This is a genomic window from Pseudomonas syringae pv. tagetis, assembly GCF_022557255.1.
Lineage (GTDB): Bacteria > Pseudomonadota > Gammaproteobacteria > Pseudomonadales > Pseudomonadaceae > Aquipseudomonas > Aquipseudomonas caricapapayae.
Genome location: NZ_CP092923.1, coordinates 4194562 through 4211718, shown reverse-complemented (window position 1 = coordinate 4211718; position 17157 = coordinate 4194562). Strand labels below are relative to the sequence as shown.

Here is a 17157-nt window from a genome sequence, read left to right as displayed (position 1 = left end):
AGGTTCATCGCTGCACCGTCTTTTTAAGGCAACGGGGAAGTTATAAAATCAATTTAAGATATTTTTATTGTCAAAAAGCGCCACATAAGGAATATTTGGCGCTATTTGGAGAGGCATTCTTGCATGAGTGGTGATGTTGCATTGGTTGCGATAACAGGTGCGACAGGTTTCGTGGGCAGTGCTGTGGTTCGCCGATTGATCGAGCGCACCGGCTATTCTGTCCGGGTGGCGGCTAGAGGCCCCTATGCCCGCACGCAACGTATCAATGTCGTCACCGCGCAGTCTCTGGCACCGGATAACCAATGGGCAAGTCTTGTGACCGGCGCGAATGTGCTTATTCATTGTGCCGCCCGGGTTCATGTTCTTAATGAAACTGCTGACGAGCCCGATCAGGAGTATTTTCGCGCCAATGTCACCGCGACGCTGAATCTCGCCGAGCAGGCGGCAGCGGCAGGGGTCAGGCGCTTCATTTTCCTCAGCTCCATCAAGGCCTGCGGCGAGTTCACGCGCCCCGGCGAACCGTTCATGGCGGACGATCCTTGCCATCCTCTGGATGCTTACGGCGTCTCCAAGCAAAAGGCCGAGGAGGGCTTGCGCGCGTTGTCTGTCCGGACCGGCATGGAGGTGGTGATCATTCGCCCGGTTCTGGTCTATGGTCCCGGGGTCAAGGCTAACTTCAGAAGCATGATGCGCTGGCTCGACAAGAGGCTGCCTTTGCCCCTCGGGTCTGTCGATAATCGCAGAAGCCTTGTGGCGGTGGATAATCTGGCCGATCTGGTAGTGGTCTGCGTCGATCATCCTGCTGCAGCCGACCAGACGTTTCTGGTCAGCGACGGGGACGATCTGTCCACCACCCGGCTTCTGCGCGAAATAGGCAAGGCCCTCGGCAAACCGGCCCGGTTGCTGCCGCTGCCTGCGCCACTGCTGAAAGGCGTTGCGGCAATGCTTGGCAAAAAAGCTTTTTCACAACGGTTATGCAGCTCTCTACAGGTCGACATCAGTAAAACCTGTACGATGCTGGACTGGCATCCACCTGTGAGTATTGAAAAGGCCATGCAGGATACTGCTCGATATTATCTGGAGCACGACAAGCATGATTGAGTGGCTGTCAGTAATCGTCATTGCCTTTCTGTCTCTGATTCTAACGGCGTTGCTGCGCAAGTATGCCCTCGCCAGAAGTTTGATTGACGTACCGAATGCCCGCAGTTCGCATTCCATTCCTACGCCTCGGGGCGGCGGCGTTTCCATCGTCGTCGCGTTTGTCATGGCGTTGGTCATCCTGGCTTGGATGGGGCATTTGTCCGCCCCGGCTCTTGCCGCAATCGTCGGCTCGGGTGGCCTGGTCGCTGTGATCGGTTTCATGGACGATCATGGGCACATCGCGGCACGATGGCGCTTGCTGGGGCATTTTGTTGCCGCCGCCTGGGCGTTGTTCTGGCTGGACGGGCTTGCTCCGGTTGACGTCATGGGCTGGACGTTTACGCCTGGTCCGGTCGGACAGGTACTCGCGGCGTTCTATCTGGTATGGATGTTGAATCTCTATAACTTCATGGACGGTATTGACGGGATAGCCGGTGTAGAGGCGGTCACAGTCTGCATGGGTATGAGCATCATTTATGCCCTGGGTGGCTATGTCGGCTTGTCGTGGGAAGCACTCTTGCTGGCCGTGGCTGTCGCCGGCTTCCTCTACTGGAACGTTCCTCCAGCGAAGATATTCATGGGCGATGCGGGCAGCGGATTTCTTGGAATCGTACTCGGCGTGCTATCCATTCAGGGTTCCTGGGCGTCGCCTCAGTTATTCTGGTCCTGGCTGATTCTGCTGGGTGTTTTTATTGTCGATGCCACCGTAACGCTTGTCAGGCGTATGTTACGTAGAGAACGGCTCTACGAGGCTCATCGCAGCCACGGGTATCAGTTCGCGTCGCGCCATTACGGCAGCCATTTGCTGGTTACGCTGACTGTCGGGCTGATCAATCTGGTCTGGCTGTTGCCTGTTGCGATGTGGGTGGCGCTCGGCGGCGGTGCAGGGCTGATGTGGACGGTAATTGCCTACGTGCCCTTGATTTTTCTGGCGCTCAGGTTCCGCGCCGGCGAGGCGGAAATCACGTAACGAAGCCGTTTTCCGGTTGTCTCACACATGTAGCTGTTTCATAAATGCCGGTTTAAGTGATGTTCAAACCGGTAGCACAACGGAGCATTATAGAATTGATGAGCAGGTTGCGGGCCAGTTTGCTGGCCCTACCACGCCGCAAAAAGAGAATAATTCAGGTAGCTGCTGACGTTCTTCTTGTCTGGCTCGCCCTGTGGATGTCGTTTGTCGTTCGGTTGGGGATCGACGAGTTGGTCAACCCGCTCGAGAAGCACACGTGGCTGTTCATCAGTGCGCCGCTGGCGGCTATTCCGTTGTTCATTCGTTTTGGCATGTACCGCGCGGTAATGCGCTATTTTGGCAACGACGCCCTGATTGCGATCATCAAGGCGGTCACGATGTCGTCGTTGATTCTCGGCTGCATGGTCTACGTATACAGCAATCACCAGCAATTGGTCCCGCGTTCGGTCATCTTCAATTACTGGTGGCTGAGCATGGTAATGATTGGCGGCTTGCGTCTTGCCATGCGCCAGTATTTTCTGGGTGACTGGTTCGCGGCTGCGCAGCACGTACCCTTTGCCAAGAGTGACAACGGTTTGCAGAAAGTTGCCATCTATGGTGCAGGCGCAGCAGGAAACCAGCTGGTCGCTGCATTGCGAATGGGGCGTTTGATGCATCCGGTGGCGTTCATCGATGATGACGAATCGATTTCCAATCGGGTGATTTCCGGCCTTCAGGTCTACAAGCCACGAAATATCCAGCGGATGATAGATTCCACCGGTGCTCAGGAAATTCTCTTGGCGATCCCGTCTTCATCGCGCGGGCGTCGTCGGGAAATTCTGGGTTTTCTGGAAGGCTTTCCGCTCCACGTACGAAGTGTTCCCGGCTTCATGGATCTTGCCGCTGGCAGGGTCAAGGTCGACGATCTGCAGGAGGTCGATATCGCTGACCTGTTGGGGCGAGATTCCGTTCCGGCCCGAGACAACCTGCTGGAGCATTGCATCAAGGGTAAAACGGTCTTGGTGACCGGCGCAGGCGGCTCGATCGGTTCAGAGCTGTGCCGGCAGATACTGCTGCTGCAGCCCACTCAGTTGTTGTTGCTGGACCATAGCGAGTTCAACCTCTACAGCATTCTCTCCGAACTTGAGCAGCGTGCAGCTCGTGAATCTCTTTCGGTCAAGTTATTGCCCATACTCGGTTCGGTACGCAATCATCCAAAACTGCTGTCGATCATGAAAACCTGGAAGGTCGACACGGTGTACCACGCAGCGGCCTACAAACATGTACCCATGGTCGAGCACAATATTGCCGAAGGGGTCATCAACAATGTCGTCGGTACGCTCAACACCGCACAGGCAGCTTTGCAGGCAGGGGTTTCCAACTTCGTTCTGATTTCCACCGACAAGGCGGTCCGTCCGACCAACGTGATGGGCAGCACCAAGCGCCTTGCCGAGTTGATATTGCAGGCGTTGAGTCGCGAGACGGCCCCCGTGATTTTCGGTGACAAGGCCAACGTTTATCAGGTCAACAAGACGCGCTTCACGATGGTTCGTTTCGGCAATGTACTCGGGTCGTCCGGCTCGGTCATTCCGCTGTTCCACAAGCAGATTCAGTCGGGTGGGCCGCTGACGGTAACGCATCCCAAGATCACCCGCTACTTCATGACCATTCCCGAGGCTGCTCAACTGGTCATACAGGCGGGCTCGATGGGGCATGGCGGAGATGTGTTTGTTCTGGACATGGGCGAGCCGGTCAAGATTGTCGAACTGGCAGAGAAAATGATCCATCTTTCCGGCTTGTCCATTCGTTCCGAGAAAAACCCGCAAGGCGATATTTCCATCGAGTTCACCGGGTTGCGTCCTGGCGAAAAACTCTATGAAGAGCTATTGATCGGGGACAATGTCGTCGCCACCGAACACCCGATGATCATGAGTGCGAATGAAGATTGTCTGCAGTGGGATGTCCTGAAGGGCCGTCTTACAAAACTGCTGGATGCGGTAGACCGGGATGACTACAACAGTGTGCGTCAATTACTGCGAGAAACCGTCAACGGGTATACGCCGGAAGGTGAAATTGTTGACTGGATGTATCAGGAACGCAGCGGCGAAACCTGATCTTATCAGTCATTACGGGGCCTGATCAGCCATAGACATACGTTGATTGATCTGGACATAGTCAGCAACGCTCGACTTCTTTTCCAGGGCGCAGTAGTGCTCTAAGTTTCAGGCACAGCATGTGGAATGCTGCCTTGAACTGCTATGGAGCTTTAATCTATGCGAACCAGTATCTTCAGCGCCTTGATCTTTGCTTTGCTCACCAGCACCTCGGTCGCGGTCAGCGCCGATCCTTCGTCTCAGCCTCCGGTGTCTCAGTCAGCCATGATGGAGAACGCAGCGCCCGCTGCTGCTCTTGAGCAACGTAACGACAGGGTCAATCTCAATACCGCTGATGCACAAACGCTTCAGAAAGAACTGGCGGGTATCGGCAAGAACAAGGCCGATGCCATCGTTGCCTATCGGGACGCCAACGGCGAATTTACCTCGGTCGACGAGTTGATCGAAGTGAAAGGCATCGGCAAAGCCATTCTGGAAAGGAATCGCGAGAAACTTGCAATCGACTGACGGTCCCGGCAACTGAAAGCACACAGGCCGATGATTGATCGGCCTGTGTGTCTGGAAACTTTCAAACGGGCGTTACTGCTCCCGAGAAAGTCTTGTTTTCAATCGTCAGTTGGCGCTCCTTTTTATCTCCTGTTTGAGATAGTCACGGGTCGTGTCGAGAATGCGCAGTGACAGTTCGTCGTCAAACGCACTCCGGGCCAGTACCAGGCCACCTACCAACGCAGACAGTACCGGAAGGCTTCTGGATTCCAGGCCGGTCGGCGTCAGGGACTGATCGAATTGTTCCAGCAGGTGAAGGATGATTTTATCCGTCGTCGCGCTGGGTTGGTCTCGCTGCCCCAGTTCCAGGCACATGGTCGGTAACGGACAACCGCCGTCCGACGCATCACGACTGGTGAGTGATAAGTAGAGATCAATGAATTCACTGAGCGAGTCCTGTCTGGCGAAAACCTCGCTGGTGATTCCTTTTACATTGTCGAGGGCGTGACTCAATGCCTGTTCAACAAGATCATCCTTGGATTTGAAATGCGCGTAGAAACCGCCGTGGGTCAAGCCTAGTGCCTTCATCAAAGGTTGTAAGCCCGTAGCACCGATGCCATCGCGACGGAAGCGCATAGACGCTTCCTTGACGATGCGTTGGTGCGTTTGGGCCTTATGATCGAGCGCGTAACGCATGCGCTGAGTCTCCAGAGATTGGCCAAGGTGTAAGCGCATTTATACATGGATAGATGAAACGATGCAGCAGGCTTTCGCTCGCAATGTGAACTTCAGCTCAATCAGTAAGGTGAATACCTGACTATTTATCCAGATAATGAGTGAGGCTGGCTCTGGACAATTCGCCCAGATGATTGCCGATCAGGCGTCCGTCCGGCGAATAGAAAAGAGTAGTGGGAAGCGCCGCCGAACCGACCTGGCGGGCGAACTCGCCGTGCGGATCCAGAAAACTGTTGCTCAGCACCAGTTGCTGCGTAGACAGATAGTCGCTGACTGCCCCGGCGCTTTCGGCCTGATTGACGAACAGAAATGTGATGTCCTTGCGTTGCCGTTGCATATCGCGCAGTACCGGCATTTCGCGGCGACATGGAGGGCACCAGGTGGCCCAAAGGTTGACGACCATCGGTTTACCCCGGTAGTCGGAGACCCTGGCCGGCTCGCCAGTCAGCGTCCAAAGCGTTGTATCAGGCAATGCAATGCGCTTTTGATAATGGTCCAGGATCAAACTGCCCGATACCCAGATTGCCAGTCCGATGCCCATTCCGAACGTCAGCGCGCGACGCTGTTCGGGACGGTGCCAGCCGATGATCAAGACGCCCAGCAGGGCGCAGATAACCCCGGGCCAGGCCATAAAGCCGCCATCACGGATGTCCAGCGCCTTCCAGGGGGTGTCGCTGTACTGCGCGAAATAGGTCAGAACGAATGCGACACGTGCGGTGACGATGCCCAGAATGAAAATTCCGAATACGGCGGTCTTTCTGGACAGGGTATGCCGGACGAGCCGCGCCTCTGCCCAGGTGGCCGCTATCAAGGCGCCCAACAACAACAGGTGGGATATCGCAGGGGCGAACGGCCCGGCGTTGATGCTCAACATCGTTTTTGGTCCTTGAAGGGATTTTGCCGGGATCACATTCAGCTGTCGGTGCGCTCATCTACCTGACGACAATCTTTTGCACACTGCATAGGCGCGGAATTGTATCGCTGCTAACCCCTCCAGGAAAAACGCAGAACTGTTCCCGGATGTTCGGCCGTGTGGGCGGCTGGATTGAGCTCGTAAGCTGTTTGAATACTGATTCCTCGACAAGAGGTCGACCGTCCTCCAGCCCTTTGTACAGAAGGCGTACGCTCGAATGCCGGCTTGTTGTGGAAGAAACTATTGTCCTACAAGCCTTTGACTTCTGGCGTCAATCCCGGAGAATCTCGCCCGCTGTTTTCGAGGGGAGCGCTGAACTGCCGGCTTTTTCGACGCGTTTCCCTTTTTGATAAACCGGCCACGGAGAGTCGACCGGATGAATGATCAGGCTAATGGCGTCGTAGAACGCCTGGATGTAGCTCCCGAGAGCGTTGCGTCGTGGAATCGTAATGACACCACCTGGATGCTCGGATTGTTCGGTACCGCCATCGGTGCGGGTACCCTGTTTTTGCCAATCAACGCAGGTATCGGTGGGTTCTGGCCGCTGATGGCGCTGGCGCTGCTGGCATTTCCCATGACGTTCTACGCCCACCGTGGGCTGACTCGTTTCGTGCTGTCCGGGCGTGAGGGGGCCGATATCACAGAAGTGGTCGAGCAGCATTTCGGCAAAAGTGCCGGCGCGATGATTACCTTGCTGTACTTCTTTGCAATCTTCCCGATCCTGCTTATCTACAGCGTCGCACTCACCAATACCGTGGGCAGTTTTCTAGAGCATCAGTTGCACATGACACCGCCACCACGCGCAGCGTTGGCGTTCGTACTGATCATGGGGCTGCTGGCGGTGGTGCGCTGTGGCGAGCGGTTCATCGTAAAGGCCATGAGCCTGATGGTTTACCCGTTCATTGTCGCACTGCTGTTTCTGGCGGTATTCCTGATCCCGCACTGGACAGGTGGCATTCTGAGTACCGCGACGACCTTTCCAGAACCCTCGGCGTTCATACCGACCCTGTGGCTGGCTATTCCGGTGATGGTGTTCTCTTTCAACCACACGCCGATCATCTCGGCCTTTGCCGTTGATCAGAAGCGCCAGTACGGTGAAAACGCCGAGGTGCGCAGCTCGCAGATTCTGGCTCGCGCTCATGGTTTGATGGTAGTGATGGTGTTGTTCTTCGTGTTCAGTTGCGTATTGACGCTGTCGCCAGACCAGTTGGCCGAAGCCAAGGCGCAGAACATCTCGATCCTGTCCTACCTGGCCAACCACTTCAACAATCCGACTATTGCCTTTGTCGCGCCGCTGATTGCATTCGTGGCCATTTCCAAGTCGTTTCTCGGCCACTACATAGGGGCCAGCGAGGGTTTGAAGGGGCTGGTTCTGAAAGCCGGTCGTCGCCCTGCGCCGAAGGCTCTGGACCGTATGACAGCAGCCTTCATGCTGGTGGTGTGCTGGCTGGTTGCAACGCTTAATCCGAGCATTCTGGGCATGATCGAAACGTTGGGCGGGCCTGTGATCTCGGCCTTGCTGTTTCTGATGCCGATGTATGCCGTCTACAAGGTGCCAGCCATGCGCAAATATGCCGGTGCATGGTCCAACTACTTTGTGGTGGCCGCTGGTGTGGTGGCGATATCGGCACTCATCTTTTCGCTGACTCGCTGAGCCTGACCGCCAGAGCCTCGAAGGCTGCGCCGATGTCCCGGCGCAGTCTTTGTTCAGGCGCTACGGTGATGATCAATCCACTGGTTCGGGATACAACGGCCTGGACAAGTGCATGATGCTGGCATAGTCGTAAACGTACTGACGTCCTGCATGGCTGGTCGAACGCAATTGGTCGATCAACTGTCGCTCTTTCTTGTTCAGGTATCTCAACGCCGGATCTTGACTGGACTTCAGGCGATCACGTTCATGGGCGTCAGGGAAAGCGATGACGTTCGTCATGAAAAATCTCCTTGGGTTTTAGTCCTTGTTTGCTTTGATGTTGCCCCGGTTGCGGTGGTGATGGCGACGGTTCACCTTACCCACAAAAACTTGGTGCGATCAACCCTGCAGATGCCGGGTGTGTCACATCGTTAGTGTGATTTCATAGGATTGTCCGTTGCCGTTGATGACAATCTGTACGGCATCGTCTTCGAATTTGCCCAGCAGACTTTGCCCCAACGGCGCTTTGGCCGTGATGACCATGACCTGTTGATCCCCTGCGCTGACCTTCAGGCCAGCGGCGTCGGGGCCCAGAAACAGGCAACGGGTCTGACCGCTCAGGGCTTCGACGACGATCAGATCACCGGTCTGAATACCGCGTGATTCATCGAATGGCTTGAGCGTCCAGTTCCGATAGGCGGCCAGTGACTGACGGATTTCCTCGACGCGTCGCGCCTGGCCTGCCGCCAGATAGGATGCCTCCAGCCCCAGCGTGTCGTACTTGTTCTCGGCAATGTTCTCTTCGTGTGTGGCTGTTTCGTAGGCGGTCTGTGCCGCCCGTTGTGCGATATCCAGATCGCTTTCCAGCTTGTCGATGATCAGTTGCAGCACATCCTGCTTGTTCATGGTTTATCCGCAGTACTGATTGATGCTGGCACGGCTTTTCTCGCTTGGTGCAGTACGATCCTGTTGTATCCAGAAATCACACTTCGAACGGTTGAAGGTGCGCTGCTGTTGTTCCTGAGCTTGCTCATGAGCCTGACGCGCCTCGCTTTCACGCAGACTTTGCTCGTACTTGCGGAACATTTCAGTCTCCGGCCCGGAGGATGGCGCAGTTTTTTGCAGAGGCGGGGCAGTGATCTGTGTCGCGGCGTTTTCCAGCGCCTGGGTCTGCGCCGCCGGCAGGCTTTTGTAAAACAGCAGAGCGGTCAGAAACACCGCCATTGCGCCCAGCCAGATGCCCAGCGCAATGCAGACAATCAACTTCAACGACACATACAGATCGCGACGGCGGGTAGTGGACGACATGGCTGAACTCCTTGCAGGGCAACAGATGTGATTGTGCCATGCCTTATGGCCGGGCATGAAAACTGTGCTGTCCATTTGCATCGGGCTGGTGACAGCAGGCCGTTCTGAACGACAATCAGCGTTTTTGCCATCCAGCCTCAGGGAGCCGGGATGAAAGCCTCATGGGACATTTTTTGCAGCGTAGTCGACAACTACGGTGATGCTGGCGTGACCTGGCGTCTGGCCCGCCAACTGGTTGCCGAGCAGGGGCTGCAGGTGCGTTTATGGATCGACGATCTGTCGGCCTTCGTTCGCCTGTGCCCCGACGCGGACCCGCAGGCGTTGCAGCAGTGTCACGAGGGCGTGAGGGTGTGCCAATGGCCGACCGAATGGGTTGGTAGCGATATTCCCGATGCCGTCATCGAAGCCTTCGCGTGCCGCCTGCCGACGCGGTACATCGAGTCCATGTTGCAGCGCTCTCCGAGGCCGCTGTGGTTGAATCTTGATTATCTCAGTGCCGAGGACTGTGTATCTGGCTGCCACGGCCTGCCTTCGCCACAGATGAACGGATTGAAGAAGTTCTTTTTCTTTCCCGGGTTTTGCGACACCACAGGCGGCCTGCTGCGCGAAAGAAACCTGATCGAGCAGCGGCAGGCGTTTCAGCGGGACACGGCCGCGAGGCGCGTTTTCTTGCAGGGCCTGGGTGTCGAACCGTTGCCTGAGGCTCGTCTGATCTCGGTATTTGCCTATGAAAACCCCGCGCTCGGCAGCTGGCTTGACGCGCTGGCCAGCAGCACTCTGCCGACTCATCTGCTGTTGCCCGAGGGGCGCATTCTTGGCGATCTGCGGCGCTGGCTGGGTCTTGGCGATGAGGTGCATGCCGGGTTCATGCAGGTAAGGGAAGGGCTCACGATTCAGGTTTTACCGTTCATCCGCCAGGAACACTACGATCATCTGCTGTGGAGCTGCGATTTCAACATCGTGCGCGGCGAAGACTCGTTTGTCCGTGCGCAATGGGCAGGTCGGCCGATGCTCTGGCACATCTATCAGCAGGAAGACGATGCGCACCTGCCCAAGCTTGATGCGTTTTTGACGCTCTACCTGGAGGGTCTTGAGGCCGCGGCAGCTCAGGCCTTGAATCAGTTCTGGCAGCACTGGAATGCCGGTAGCGATCTGAACGAAAGCTGGGAGGCGCTCACAGAGCACTGGCCGCAGATCGACAGGCATGCCGAGCGCTGGTGCCTGCAACAAGCCGCACAGACTGATCTTGCCACGGCGCTGGTGCAGTTTTATGTAAATTCGCTATGATACGCGGCCTTGATACAAGGCTCTGTACGAAAAAGGCCTGAGCAGGCTGTTTCTCGTACAGAGCCTTTGGTTAATTCCATCCAAATTCGGATATATGCAATGAAAACTGGTAAAGAGCTGAAACCCGGTACTGTGATCCGTCTCGAAAACGATCCTTGGCTGGTTCAGAAAGCTGAATTCACCAAGTCCGGTCGTAACAGCGCGATCATGAAGACCAAGCTGAAAAACCTGCTGACCGGTTACAAGACCGAGATCGTTTACAGCGCTGACGACAAGCTGGACGACGTGATCCTGGATCGCAAGGAAGCCACCCTGTCTTTCATCAGCGGTGACACCTACACGTTCATGGACACCACTGACTACACCATGTACGAGCTGAACGCCGAAGACATCGAAAGCGTTCTGCCATTCGTTGAAGAAGGCATGACCGATGTCTGCGAAGCCGTGTTCTTCGAGGACCGTCTGGTTTCCGTAGAGCTGCCGACCACCATCGTGCGTCAGGTTGACTACACCGAAGGTTCGGCTCGTGGCGACACGTCCGGCAAGGTCATGAAGCCTGCCAAACTGAAAAACGGCACCGAGCTGAGCGTTGCTGACTTCATCGAAATCGGCGACATGATCGAGATCGATACCCGTGAAGGTGGTTCCTACAAAGGCCGTGCCAAGTAAGCACGGTTGTGTAACCCCGTTACGCAAAAAACCCGCATCGCTGCGGGTTTTTTTGTGCCTGACATTCTTGCCGCACCGCCATGCTGGCGGTGTCAGACAGTCACGTGCAGACGCACATCGACATTGCCACGCGTGGCGTTGGAGTAAGGGCAGACCACGTGAGCGGCATCGACCAATTGCTGGGCGTCAGCCTGTTCCAGACCTGGCAGGCTGACATGCAGGTCGATGTCCAGGCCGAAACCGCCAGGGATCTGGCCGATTCCTACGTGAGCAGTGATCGAGGTGTCTGTCGGAATGCTGCGTTTGCTTTGACCCGCAACAAATTTCAGGGCTCCGATGAAGCAGGCCGAATAACCGGCAGCAAACAGCTGCTCAGGATTGGTGGCTGCGCCGCCAGCACCGCCGAGTTCTTTCGGGGTCGCCAGCTTGACGTCGAGAATCTTGTCGTCGGAAACAGCGCGACCATCACGGCCGCCGGTGGCGGTTGCAACTGCGGTGTAGAGAGTGTCCATGAGCTTTCCTCGTTTGATGGCGACGTTTTTGCGCAAAATACTTGCGCGATAATTAATTACAACGCAAAGGTAGCTCGATGATAGTTTGCGCGCAAGCTAAATTTCGAAAAATTTATTGAGGTCTGTACGAGGCAGGAAGATTGCCGTTGCGGCAGGCTGGAAATTCTCTCAGCCCCGCGGTGCATGGGGCTGGTGCGACGAGAGGCAGGCAAGCAGAGCCGAGGTATCGTTTGTCTTAAAGGCTCTGGTGCAGATGGTCACGCAAGTCCAGCAACTGGGCCTGCAGCTCATGAAGTCTTTCCATGTTCAGGCCGCTCGCCGACAAAATACAGCCGGGCACGTTCAGTGCCTGGTGTTGCAGTGCACGGCCTTGTTCCGTCAGATGCAGCAGCACCACGCGTTCGTCCTCCTTGCTGCGGGTACGGCTGATAAAGCCTTCGCCCTCAAGGCGCTTGAGCAAAGGTGTCAACGATCCGGGATCGGTAAGCAGGCGCGTGCTGACATCACCCACGGTAAGCCCGTCTTTTTCCCACAGCACCATCATTGCCAGATACTGCGGATAAGTCAGGCCGAGCGCCTGGAGCAGCGGTTTGTAAACCTTGGTCATCATCAACGAGGTGGAATACAGGGCGAAACACAATTGGTTGTCCAGCAGCAGCGAATCGCAATCGGCAGATGCAGCGTGGCCAAGGCCTTCGTCGGCACTCATATCAGGTCCTCAAATTCAATCGAATGAGTTTAACTTAGTGGTGCATTCTTTAACGCGCCAGATAAATCCGCTCTTGTAGGTTCGCCGCGCTGGCATCGTGCGTCGTGCGCGAAAAAAACGGGATCACCGGGTGTCGGTTGCGCGCAGGACTGCGTAGCATTTGGCCATTGACCGGGTGGGGATGTAGTGTGATTGAAATTGTGATGTTTGTGTTACTGGGTGCGGCAATGGGCACCCTTGGGGGACTGTTCGGGATCGGTGGTGGTCTTGTGGCAATTCCCGCGCTGGGGGTGCTGTTCGGTCTGGATCAGCAATTGGCACAAGGGACGGCGTTGTTGATGGTGCTGCCTAACGTGTTACTCGCCTTGTGGCGCTACAACCAGCGCAACCGGATTTTGCTGCGCAATGCGCTGATGTTGATCGTTCCCAGTTTTATGTTTGCCTGGCTGACGTCATTGCTGGCGGTGCGCATTGACCCTCAAGGCATGCGCCTGGGTTTTGTCGGCTTTCTGGTGGTCCTGACGGTATTCAATGTCGCGCAGATGTACTGGCGCAGCAATCAGGCGGTTGGCGGCTTGCGCCATGAAAAGTGGTTGTGGCTGCTTGGTGTCGGCTCCGGCGTGACCGGCGGTTTGTTCGGTGTAGGCGGCGGGGTGGTTGCAACGCCGATCCTTACCAGCGTGTTTGGTGCTACACAGGTTGTGGCACAAGGGTTGGCGCTGTCGCTTGCAGCGCCGAGCACCGGGATCACGCTGGTTACCTATGCGTTGCACGACCACGTCAACTGGTCGATGGGCGTTCCACTGGCCATCGGCGGGCTGGCCAGCATCAGTTGGGGCGTCAGGCTGGCGCACTCGTTGCCGGAGCGAACGCTGCGCCTGATGTTCTGCGTGTTTCTGGTGTTCTGCGCGGTGATCCTCGCGCTCAAGGTTTGAAGCCGTCGATGATGTAATCGGCCATGCACTCGGTGATGGGCGAGGTGGTTTTCGGATTGCGCAGCAGCACGATGCTGGCCGTTGGCAGCTCGGGCAATTGCTCGGCCTCGCCGAGGATGCGCAAATCCGCCGTGATCAGGCTTTGAAACTGTGCGGTGACTGCCAGGCCTGCGCTGACCACTGCGGTGATTGCCGCCATGCTGGAGCTGCTGTAGGCGATACGGTAATCACGCTCGACGCTGTCCAGAGCATTGCAGGCCCAGTCGCGGCAGAAGCAATGCGTATTGAACATCGCCAGCGGGATAGGCGTTCGCTCATGGGGTGCAAAGCCGATGGCCTCCATCCACACCAGACGTTCATGACGCAGCAGTGTGCCGATCTCGGTGCCGGGCTTGCGCGTCACAATGGTCATATCAAGATCCTGGCGTTGCAGCAGAAGGTCCGAAGGCTCGCAATGCACTTCTACCTGAACCAGCGGATAGGCCTGCGCGAACTGCGCCAGGATGCCGGGCAGGAAGCGCATTACGTAATCGTCCGGGGAGCCGATTTTCACCACGCCGACCATGTGCGGTTCGCGCAGCGTGTTGAATACCTCACTGTGCAACTTGAGAATGCGTCGCGCGTAGCCGAGCAATACCTGACCCTCTGCAGTCAGGTTCAAAATCCGGCCTTCCCGCTGAAACAGCGGGCGCTGCACGACATCTTCTTCCAAGCGCTTCATCTGCATGCTGACCGCCGACTGGGTGCGGTTGACGGCCTCACCTGCGCGGGTGAAACCACCGTGGTCGGCGATCGCCACGAAGGTGCGAAGCAGCTCGGTATCAATGCTCGGGTAGATAGCCAATACATCAATCTCCCAGATGGACTGCATAAGAAACATTCGTTGGATTGATCTTATGTCAGGGGTGAGACTTCAGTCATCCCGTCTGGAGGGCAAGATGATGAAAGGTCAAAAAGGTTATGTATTGGCAGCGGTCCCTGCCTGGCAAGCTCGGCTCGGTGGCAGGCTGGTTGCCTGGACGCGTCGTATGCGGCGTTGGCTGGAGCTGCATCGCCAGCGCCGTTATCTGGCGCAGATGAGCGATGCAGCATTGAAAGATATGGGCTTGAGTCGTGCAGACATCCTGGAAGAGACCGAGCGGCCGTTCTGGGACGATCCACTCAAGCGCTGACGGATCAGCGCATGAGTGATGTGGGTCGATTCAGCGCCTGACCTGCTTGAGTGTCTCGGCAATCAGGAAGGCCAGTTCCAGCGACTGATCGGCGTTCATGCGTGGGTCGCAGTGCGTGTGATAGCGATCCGAAAGACCGTCTTCGGTGATCGGACGGGCGCCGCCGATGCATTCGGTGACGTTCTGCCCGGTCATTTCGATATGGATGCCCCCTGCGTAAGTGCCCTCTGCCTGATGCACCTGGAAAAACTGCTTCACTTCACCAAGTATCTGCGCAAAATCGCGGGTCTTGTAGCCACTGCTGGCCTTGATGGTATTACCGTGCATCGGGTCGGAGCTCCACAGCACGTTGCGACCCTCGCGTTCGACGGCGCGGATCAACTGTGGCAAATGATCACCGACCTTGTCGGCCCCCATGCGGGCTATCAGGTTCAGGCGTCCCGGATCGTTGTCCGGATTGAGAATGTCGATCAGACGAATCAGGTCGTCGGTGTTCATGCTCGGCCCGACCTTGACGCCTATCGGGTTGTTGACCCCGCGCAAGAATTCGACATGTGCGCCATCGAGTTGCCGGGTACGGTCACCGATCCACAGCATGTGTGCCGAGCAATCGTAATAATCATGGGTCAGGCTGTCGCGCCGCACGAAGGCTTCTTCGTAGTTGAGCAGCAATGCCTCGTGGGCAGTGAAAAAGCTGGTTTCGCGCAATTGCGGCGAACTGTCCATACCGCAGGCGCGCATGAACGCCAGGGTTTCATCGATGCGTCCCGCCAGTTGGCTGTATTTGTCGGCCAGCGCCGAGTTGGCGATGAAGTCCAGATTCCACTTGTGCACCTGATGCAGGTCGGCGAATCCGCCCTGTGCGAAGGCGCGCAGCAGATTCAGGGTGGCGGTGGACTGGTTATAGGCCTGGAGCAGGCGTTGCGGGTCCGGCACTCGGCTTTTCTCATCGAAACCGATGCCGTTGACGATGTCGCCGCGGTACGCCGGAAAGGTCACGCCGTCGATGGTTTCATCATTGGCCGAACGTGGCTTGGCAAATTGGCCGGCCATGCGCCCGACTTTCACCACCGGGCAACCGGCGGCGAAGGTCATCACGATCGCCATCTGCAGCAGCACCTTGAAGGTGTCGCGAATCTTGGCGGCGGAAAACTCCATGAAGCTTTCCGCGCAGTCGCCGCCCTGCAACAGGAAAGCGCGACCCTGAGTCACTTCGGCAAACTGGCGGCGCAACTCCCGGGCTTCGCCGGCAAACACCAGCGGCGGATAGCTGGCCAGGGTCTGCTCGACCTTCCGCAAATGTTCGGCGTCGGGGTAGTGTGGTTGCTGCTGGATCGGCAGTGCCCGCCAGCTGTCGGGGCTCCAGGGTTGGCTCATTATTGGCTCTAGGTTATGCAGTCGGGTTGGCATGTTAGCAGTTCGCAGTTGCTCTGCCAGTGTAGCGCAGACCATTGGGGCGGCTTTACGGCCTACAACGTGTGACAAAGCCGTACGCTTGCCCGACAATTCGCATTTTGCGCCCGGCGCAACGATGACCAGGAACGGTGATGACGGAAGAGCGTGAGCGGGTAGAGCGAATTCTGGCTGAGGTCCATGATGACTTCGGCATGATTCGTGTGCTGGAGGTGGAAGATTACCGCTTTCTGGAGTTTGGCGAGGCAATCGAGCAGAGCTGTACCTTCACGGCGGATCCGAGCTGGCTGGAGTACGACTACACGCGGGCGATGCTGATCGGCGCACTGTGTCATGAGGCGCCGGAGAGCGCGCTGTTTCTGGGGCTGGGAGCCGGTACGCTGACCCAGGCCTGTATGAAGTTCCTGCCACTGGAAGACGTGGAAGTCATTGAGCTGCGTCCGGATGTCCCGCGTCTGGCCATGGAGTTCATGGGCCTTGATGACGACCCGCGCCTGTATATACGGATCGGCGATGCGCTGGAGTTGCTGGACAGCGCCGAGCCCGCCGACCTGATTTTTGTCGACCTGTACACCGATGTCGGGCCGGGTGTCGGGCATCTGGCCTGGAATTTCCTGCAGGGGTGTCAGGAACGTCTGAATCCCGGTGGCTGGCTGATCATCAATCAGTGGGCCACCGATGACGGCAAGCCGCTGGGTGCTGCCTTGTTGCGGGGTTTGTACCACCGCCATTATTGGGAGCTGCCTGTGAAGGAGGGCAACGTCATTCTGATTGTGCCATCCGACCTGGATCAGGCACTGGATATCGAGGCATTGAATTCGCGTGCCAAGACGCTTGCGCCTCATCTGGGGTACTCGCTGGAGCCGTTGATCAGAACGATTCGCTCTGCGACCTGAGCGGGCCCGACCGTGCACCCTCTGTTCTGAAAACAGGGTGAGACAATTCGCCACACCCTGAGGGTCGGAATATCGGTCATCGGCATCAACAGGTTAAACGTTTAAGCGGCAACGCCCGCAATCTCGGGCCCGCGCTCTGCTCAGGCAGCCTTCTGCCCGGGCTCAGGGCCTGCTGCTGCTCAAGAATGGCGCAACGTTTCGTAAAAAAAGACTCACTAAGGTGCGTAATTCCGGTATAGTGCGCGCCGGCCTTAACACGGCCCTCGTCAAGGTATTGCAGTTCCCC

The 17157-nt window shown here is 56.9% G+C and carries 19 protein-coding genes; 10 read left to right on the top strand and 9 right to left on the bottom strand.

Translation table 11 applies throughout. From position 1 onward, the window contains the following. Nucleotides 1-123 precede the first annotated feature (123 nt). The 4 genes from MME58_RS18715 (at nt 124) to MME58_RS18700 (ending at nt 4710) form a co-directional block, all read left to right on the top strand. Complete coding sequence (locus MME58_RS18715; RefSeq protein WP_054987891.1) at nt 124-1101, top strand: UDP-glucose 4-epimerase family protein; 978 nt, start codon at nt 124-126, stop codon at nt 1099-1101. Beyond that, nucleotides 1094-2110, top strand: coding sequence for an MraY family glycosyltransferase (locus tag MME58_RS18710; RefSeq protein ID WP_054987892.1), 1017 nt, complete (start codon nt 1094-1096; stop codon nt 2108-2110). The genes MME58_RS18715 and MME58_RS18710 overlap by 8 nt, the downstream gene beginning before the upstream one ends. A gap of 98 nt (nt 2111-2208) precedes the next feature. After that, nucleotides 2209-4203, top strand: a complete 1995-nt coding sequence (locus MME58_RS18705) for a polysaccharide biosynthesis protein (RefSeq protein WP_055006787.1) — start codon at nt 2209-2211, stop codon at nt 4201-4203. A 159-nt stretch (nt 4204-4362) separates the two neighbouring features. Continuing rightward, entirely contained in the window at nt 4363-4710 is a 348-nt protein-coding gene (locus MME58_RS18700) for a ComEA family DNA-binding protein (protein ID WP_054987894.1), read from the top strand. Nucleotides 4711-4815: 105 nt separating this feature from the next. Here the strand turns inward: MME58_RS18700 and MME58_RS18695 are convergent, their stop codons facing one another. Both MME58_RS18695 and MME58_RS18690 read right to left on the bottom strand, forming a co-directional pair. After that, nucleotides 4816-5385 carry a TetR/AcrR family transcriptional regulator gene (locus MME58_RS18695; RefSeq protein ID WP_054987895.1) on the bottom strand — a complete coding sequence of 190 codons (570 nt, stop codon included), beginning with the start codon at nt 5383-5385 and terminating at the stop codon, nt 4816-4818. Nucleotides 5386-5506: 121 nt separating this feature from the next. Beyond that, entirely contained in the window at nt 5507-6298 is a 792-nt protein-coding gene (locus MME58_RS18690; RefSeq protein WP_055006786.1) for a TlpA disulfide reductase family protein, read from the bottom strand. A gap of 415 nt (nt 6299-6713) precedes the next feature. Between MME58_RS18690 and MME58_RS18685 the strand changes: the two genes are divergently transcribed. Then, entirely contained in the window at nt 6714-7991 is a 1278-nt protein-coding gene (locus MME58_RS18685) for an aromatic amino acid transport family protein (protein WP_055006785.1), read from the top strand. A 72-nt stretch (nt 7992-8063) separates the two neighbouring features. On the opposite strand, the gene MME58_RS18680 is transcribed toward MME58_RS18685, so the two are convergent. The 3 genes from MME58_RS18680 to MME58_RS18670 form a co-directional block, all read right to left on the bottom strand. Continuing rightward, complete coding sequence (locus tag MME58_RS18680) at nt 8064-8270, bottom strand: hypothetical protein (protein WP_002554553.1); 207 nt, start codon at nt 8268-8270, stop codon at nt 8064-8066. 123 nt (nt 8271-8393) lie between these two features. Continuing rightward, a complete protein-coding gene (locus MME58_RS18675; protein WP_054987898.1) occupies nt 8394-8876 on the bottom strand; it encodes a GreA/GreB family elongation factor in 483 nt (160 codons plus the stop codon). A 3-nt stretch (nt 8877-8879) separates the two neighbouring features. Continuing rightward, the gene (locus MME58_RS18670; RefSeq protein ID WP_054987899.1) at nt 8880-9278 is read right to left on the bottom strand and encodes a hypothetical protein; all 399 of its coding nucleotides are present in this window, start codon (nt 9276-9278) and stop codon (nt 8880-8882) included. Between the two features lie 150 nt (nt 9279-9428). Here MME58_RS18670 and earP point away from each other — a divergent pair, with 150 nt between their 5' ends. Both earP and MME58_RS18660 read left to right on the top strand, forming a co-directional pair. Beyond that, nucleotides 9429-10565: an elongation factor P maturation arginine rhamnosyltransferase EarP gene (gene earP / locus MME58_RS18665; protein WP_055006784.1), complete on the top strand. Its 1137-nt coding sequence runs from the start codon at nt 9429-9431 to the stop codon at nt 10563-10565. A gap of 99 nt (nt 10566-10664) precedes the next feature. After that, nucleotides 10665-11234 (top strand): elongation factor P, encoded by a 570-nt coding sequence (locus MME58_RS18660; protein ID WP_002554550.1) that lies wholly within the window; start codon nt 10665-10667, stop codon nt 11232-11234. A 92-nt stretch (nt 11235-11326) separates the two neighbouring features. Here the strand turns inward: MME58_RS18660 and MME58_RS18655 are convergent, their stop codons facing one another. After that, nucleotides 11327-11746, bottom strand: a complete 420-nt coding sequence (locus MME58_RS18655) for an organic hydroperoxide resistance protein (protein ID WP_054987901.1) — start codon at nt 11744-11746, stop codon at nt 11327-11329. A gap of 235 nt (nt 11747-11981) precedes the next feature. Further along, on the bottom strand, nt 11982-12455 hold the full coding sequence (locus MME58_RS18650) for a MarR family winged helix-turn-helix transcriptional regulator (protein ID WP_054987902.1): 474 nt from the start codon (nt 12453-12455) through the stop codon (nt 11982-11984). Nucleotides 12456-12643: 188 nt separating this feature from the next. Here MME58_RS18650 and MME58_RS18645 point away from each other — a divergent pair, with 188 nt between their 5' ends. Continuing rightward, complete coding sequence (locus tag MME58_RS18645; RefSeq protein ID WP_054987903.1) at nt 12644-13390, top strand: sulfite exporter TauE/SafE family protein; 747 nt, start codon at nt 12644-12646, stop codon at nt 13388-13390. On the opposite strand, the gene MME58_RS18640 is transcribed toward MME58_RS18645, so the two are convergent. Continuing rightward, nucleotides 13380-14234: a LysR family transcriptional regulator gene (locus tag MME58_RS18640; RefSeq protein WP_210434502.1), complete on the bottom strand. Its 855-nt coding sequence runs from the start codon at nt 14232-14234 to the stop codon at nt 13380-13382. The two genes, MME58_RS18645 and MME58_RS18640, sit on opposite strands and share 11 nt — an antisense overlap. A 94-nt stretch (nt 14235-14328) precedes the next feature. Here MME58_RS18640 and MME58_RS18635 point away from each other — a divergent pair, with 94 nt between their 5' ends. After that, nucleotides 14329-14562 carry a DUF1127 domain-containing protein gene (locus MME58_RS18635; protein WP_054987905.1) on the top strand — a complete coding sequence of 78 codons (234 nt, stop codon included), beginning with the start codon at nt 14329-14331 and terminating at the stop codon, nt 14560-14562. A 30-nt stretch (nt 14563-14592) separates the two neighbouring features. Here MME58_RS18635 and MME58_RS18630 read toward each other — a convergent pair whose 3' ends face one another. Further along, nucleotides 14593-15939 carry a class II 3-deoxy-7-phosphoheptulonate synthase gene (locus MME58_RS18630; protein ID WP_054987906.1) on the bottom strand — a complete coding sequence of 449 codons (1347 nt, stop codon included), beginning with the start codon at nt 15937-15939 and terminating at the stop codon, nt 14593-14595. A gap of 170 nt (nt 15940-16109) precedes the next feature. Here MME58_RS18630 and MME58_RS18625 point away from each other — a divergent pair, with 170 nt between their 5' ends. Then, complete coding sequence (locus MME58_RS18625; protein ID WP_054987907.1) at nt 16110-16871, top strand: spermidine synthase; 762 nt, start codon at nt 16110-16112, stop codon at nt 16869-16871. The last annotated feature ends 286 nt before the right edge of the window (nt 16872-17157 follow it).

Bases quoted from the DNA above. Each gene is read 5' to 3' on its own strand.
- MME58_RS18685 (WP_055006785.1), top strand. From the start codon at position 6,714: ATGAATGATCAGGCTAATGGCGTCGTAGAACGCCTGGATGTAGCTCCC.
- MME58_RS18690 (WP_055006786.1), bottom strand. From the start codon at position 6,298: ATGTTGAGCATCAACGCCGGGCCGTTCGCCCCTGCGATATCCCACCTG.
- MME58_RS18635 (WP_054987905.1), top strand. From the start codon at position 14,329: ATGATGAAAGGTCAAAAAGGTTATGTATTGGCAGCGGTCCCTGCCTGG.
- MME58_RS18660 (WP_002554550.1), top strand. From the start codon at position 10,665: ATGAAAACTGGTAAAGAGCTGAAACCCGGTACTGTGATCCGTCTCGAA.
- MME58_RS18670 (WP_054987899.1), bottom strand. From the start codon at position 9,278: ATGTCGTCCACTACCCGCCGTCGCGATCTGTATGTGTCGTTGAAGTTG.
- earP (WP_055006784.1), top strand. From the start codon at position 9,429: ATGAAAGCCTCATGGGACATTTTTTGCAGCGTAGTCGACAACTACGGT.
- MME58_RS18700 (WP_054987894.1), top strand. From the start codon at position 4,363: ATGCGAACCAGTATCTTCAGCGCCTTGATCTTTGCTTTGCTCACCAGC.
- MME58_RS18630 (WP_054987906.1), bottom strand. From the start codon at position 15,939: ATGAGCCAACCCTGGAGCCCCGACAGCTGGCGGGCACTGCCGATCCAG.
- MME58_RS18655 (WP_054987901.1), bottom strand. From the start codon at position 11,746: ATGGACACTCTCTACACCGCAGTTGCAACCGCCACCGGCGGCCGTGAT.
- MME58_RS18650 (WP_054987902.1), bottom strand. From the start codon at position 12,455: ATGAGTGCCGACGAAGGCCTTGGCCACGCTGCATCTGCCGATTGCGAT.
- MME58_RS18705 (WP_055006787.1), top strand. From the start codon at position 2,209: ATGAGCAGGTTGCGGGCCAGTTTGCTGGCCCTACCACGCCGCAAAAAG.
- MME58_RS18710 (WP_054987892.1), top strand. From the start codon at position 1,094: ATGATTGAGTGGCTGTCAGTAATCGTCATTGCCTTTCTGTCTCTGATT.
- MME58_RS18695 (WP_054987895.1), bottom strand. From the start codon at position 5,385: ATGCGTTACGCGCTCGATCATAAGGCCCAAACGCACCAACGCATCGTC.
- MME58_RS18680 (WP_002554553.1), bottom strand. From the start codon at position 8,270: ATGACGAACGTCATCGCTTTCCCTGACGCCCATGAACGTGATCGCCTG.
- MME58_RS18675 (WP_054987898.1), bottom strand. From the start codon at position 8,876: ATGAACAAGCAGGATGTGCTGCAACTGATCATCGACAAGCTGGAAAGC.
- MME58_RS18625 (WP_054987907.1), top strand. From the start codon at position 16,110: ATGACGGAAGAGCGTGAGCGGGTAGAGCGAATTCTGGCTGAGGTCCAT.
- MME58_RS18715 (WP_054987891.1), top strand. From the start codon at position 124: ATGAGTGGTGATGTTGCATTGGTTGCGATAACAGGTGCGACAGGTTTC.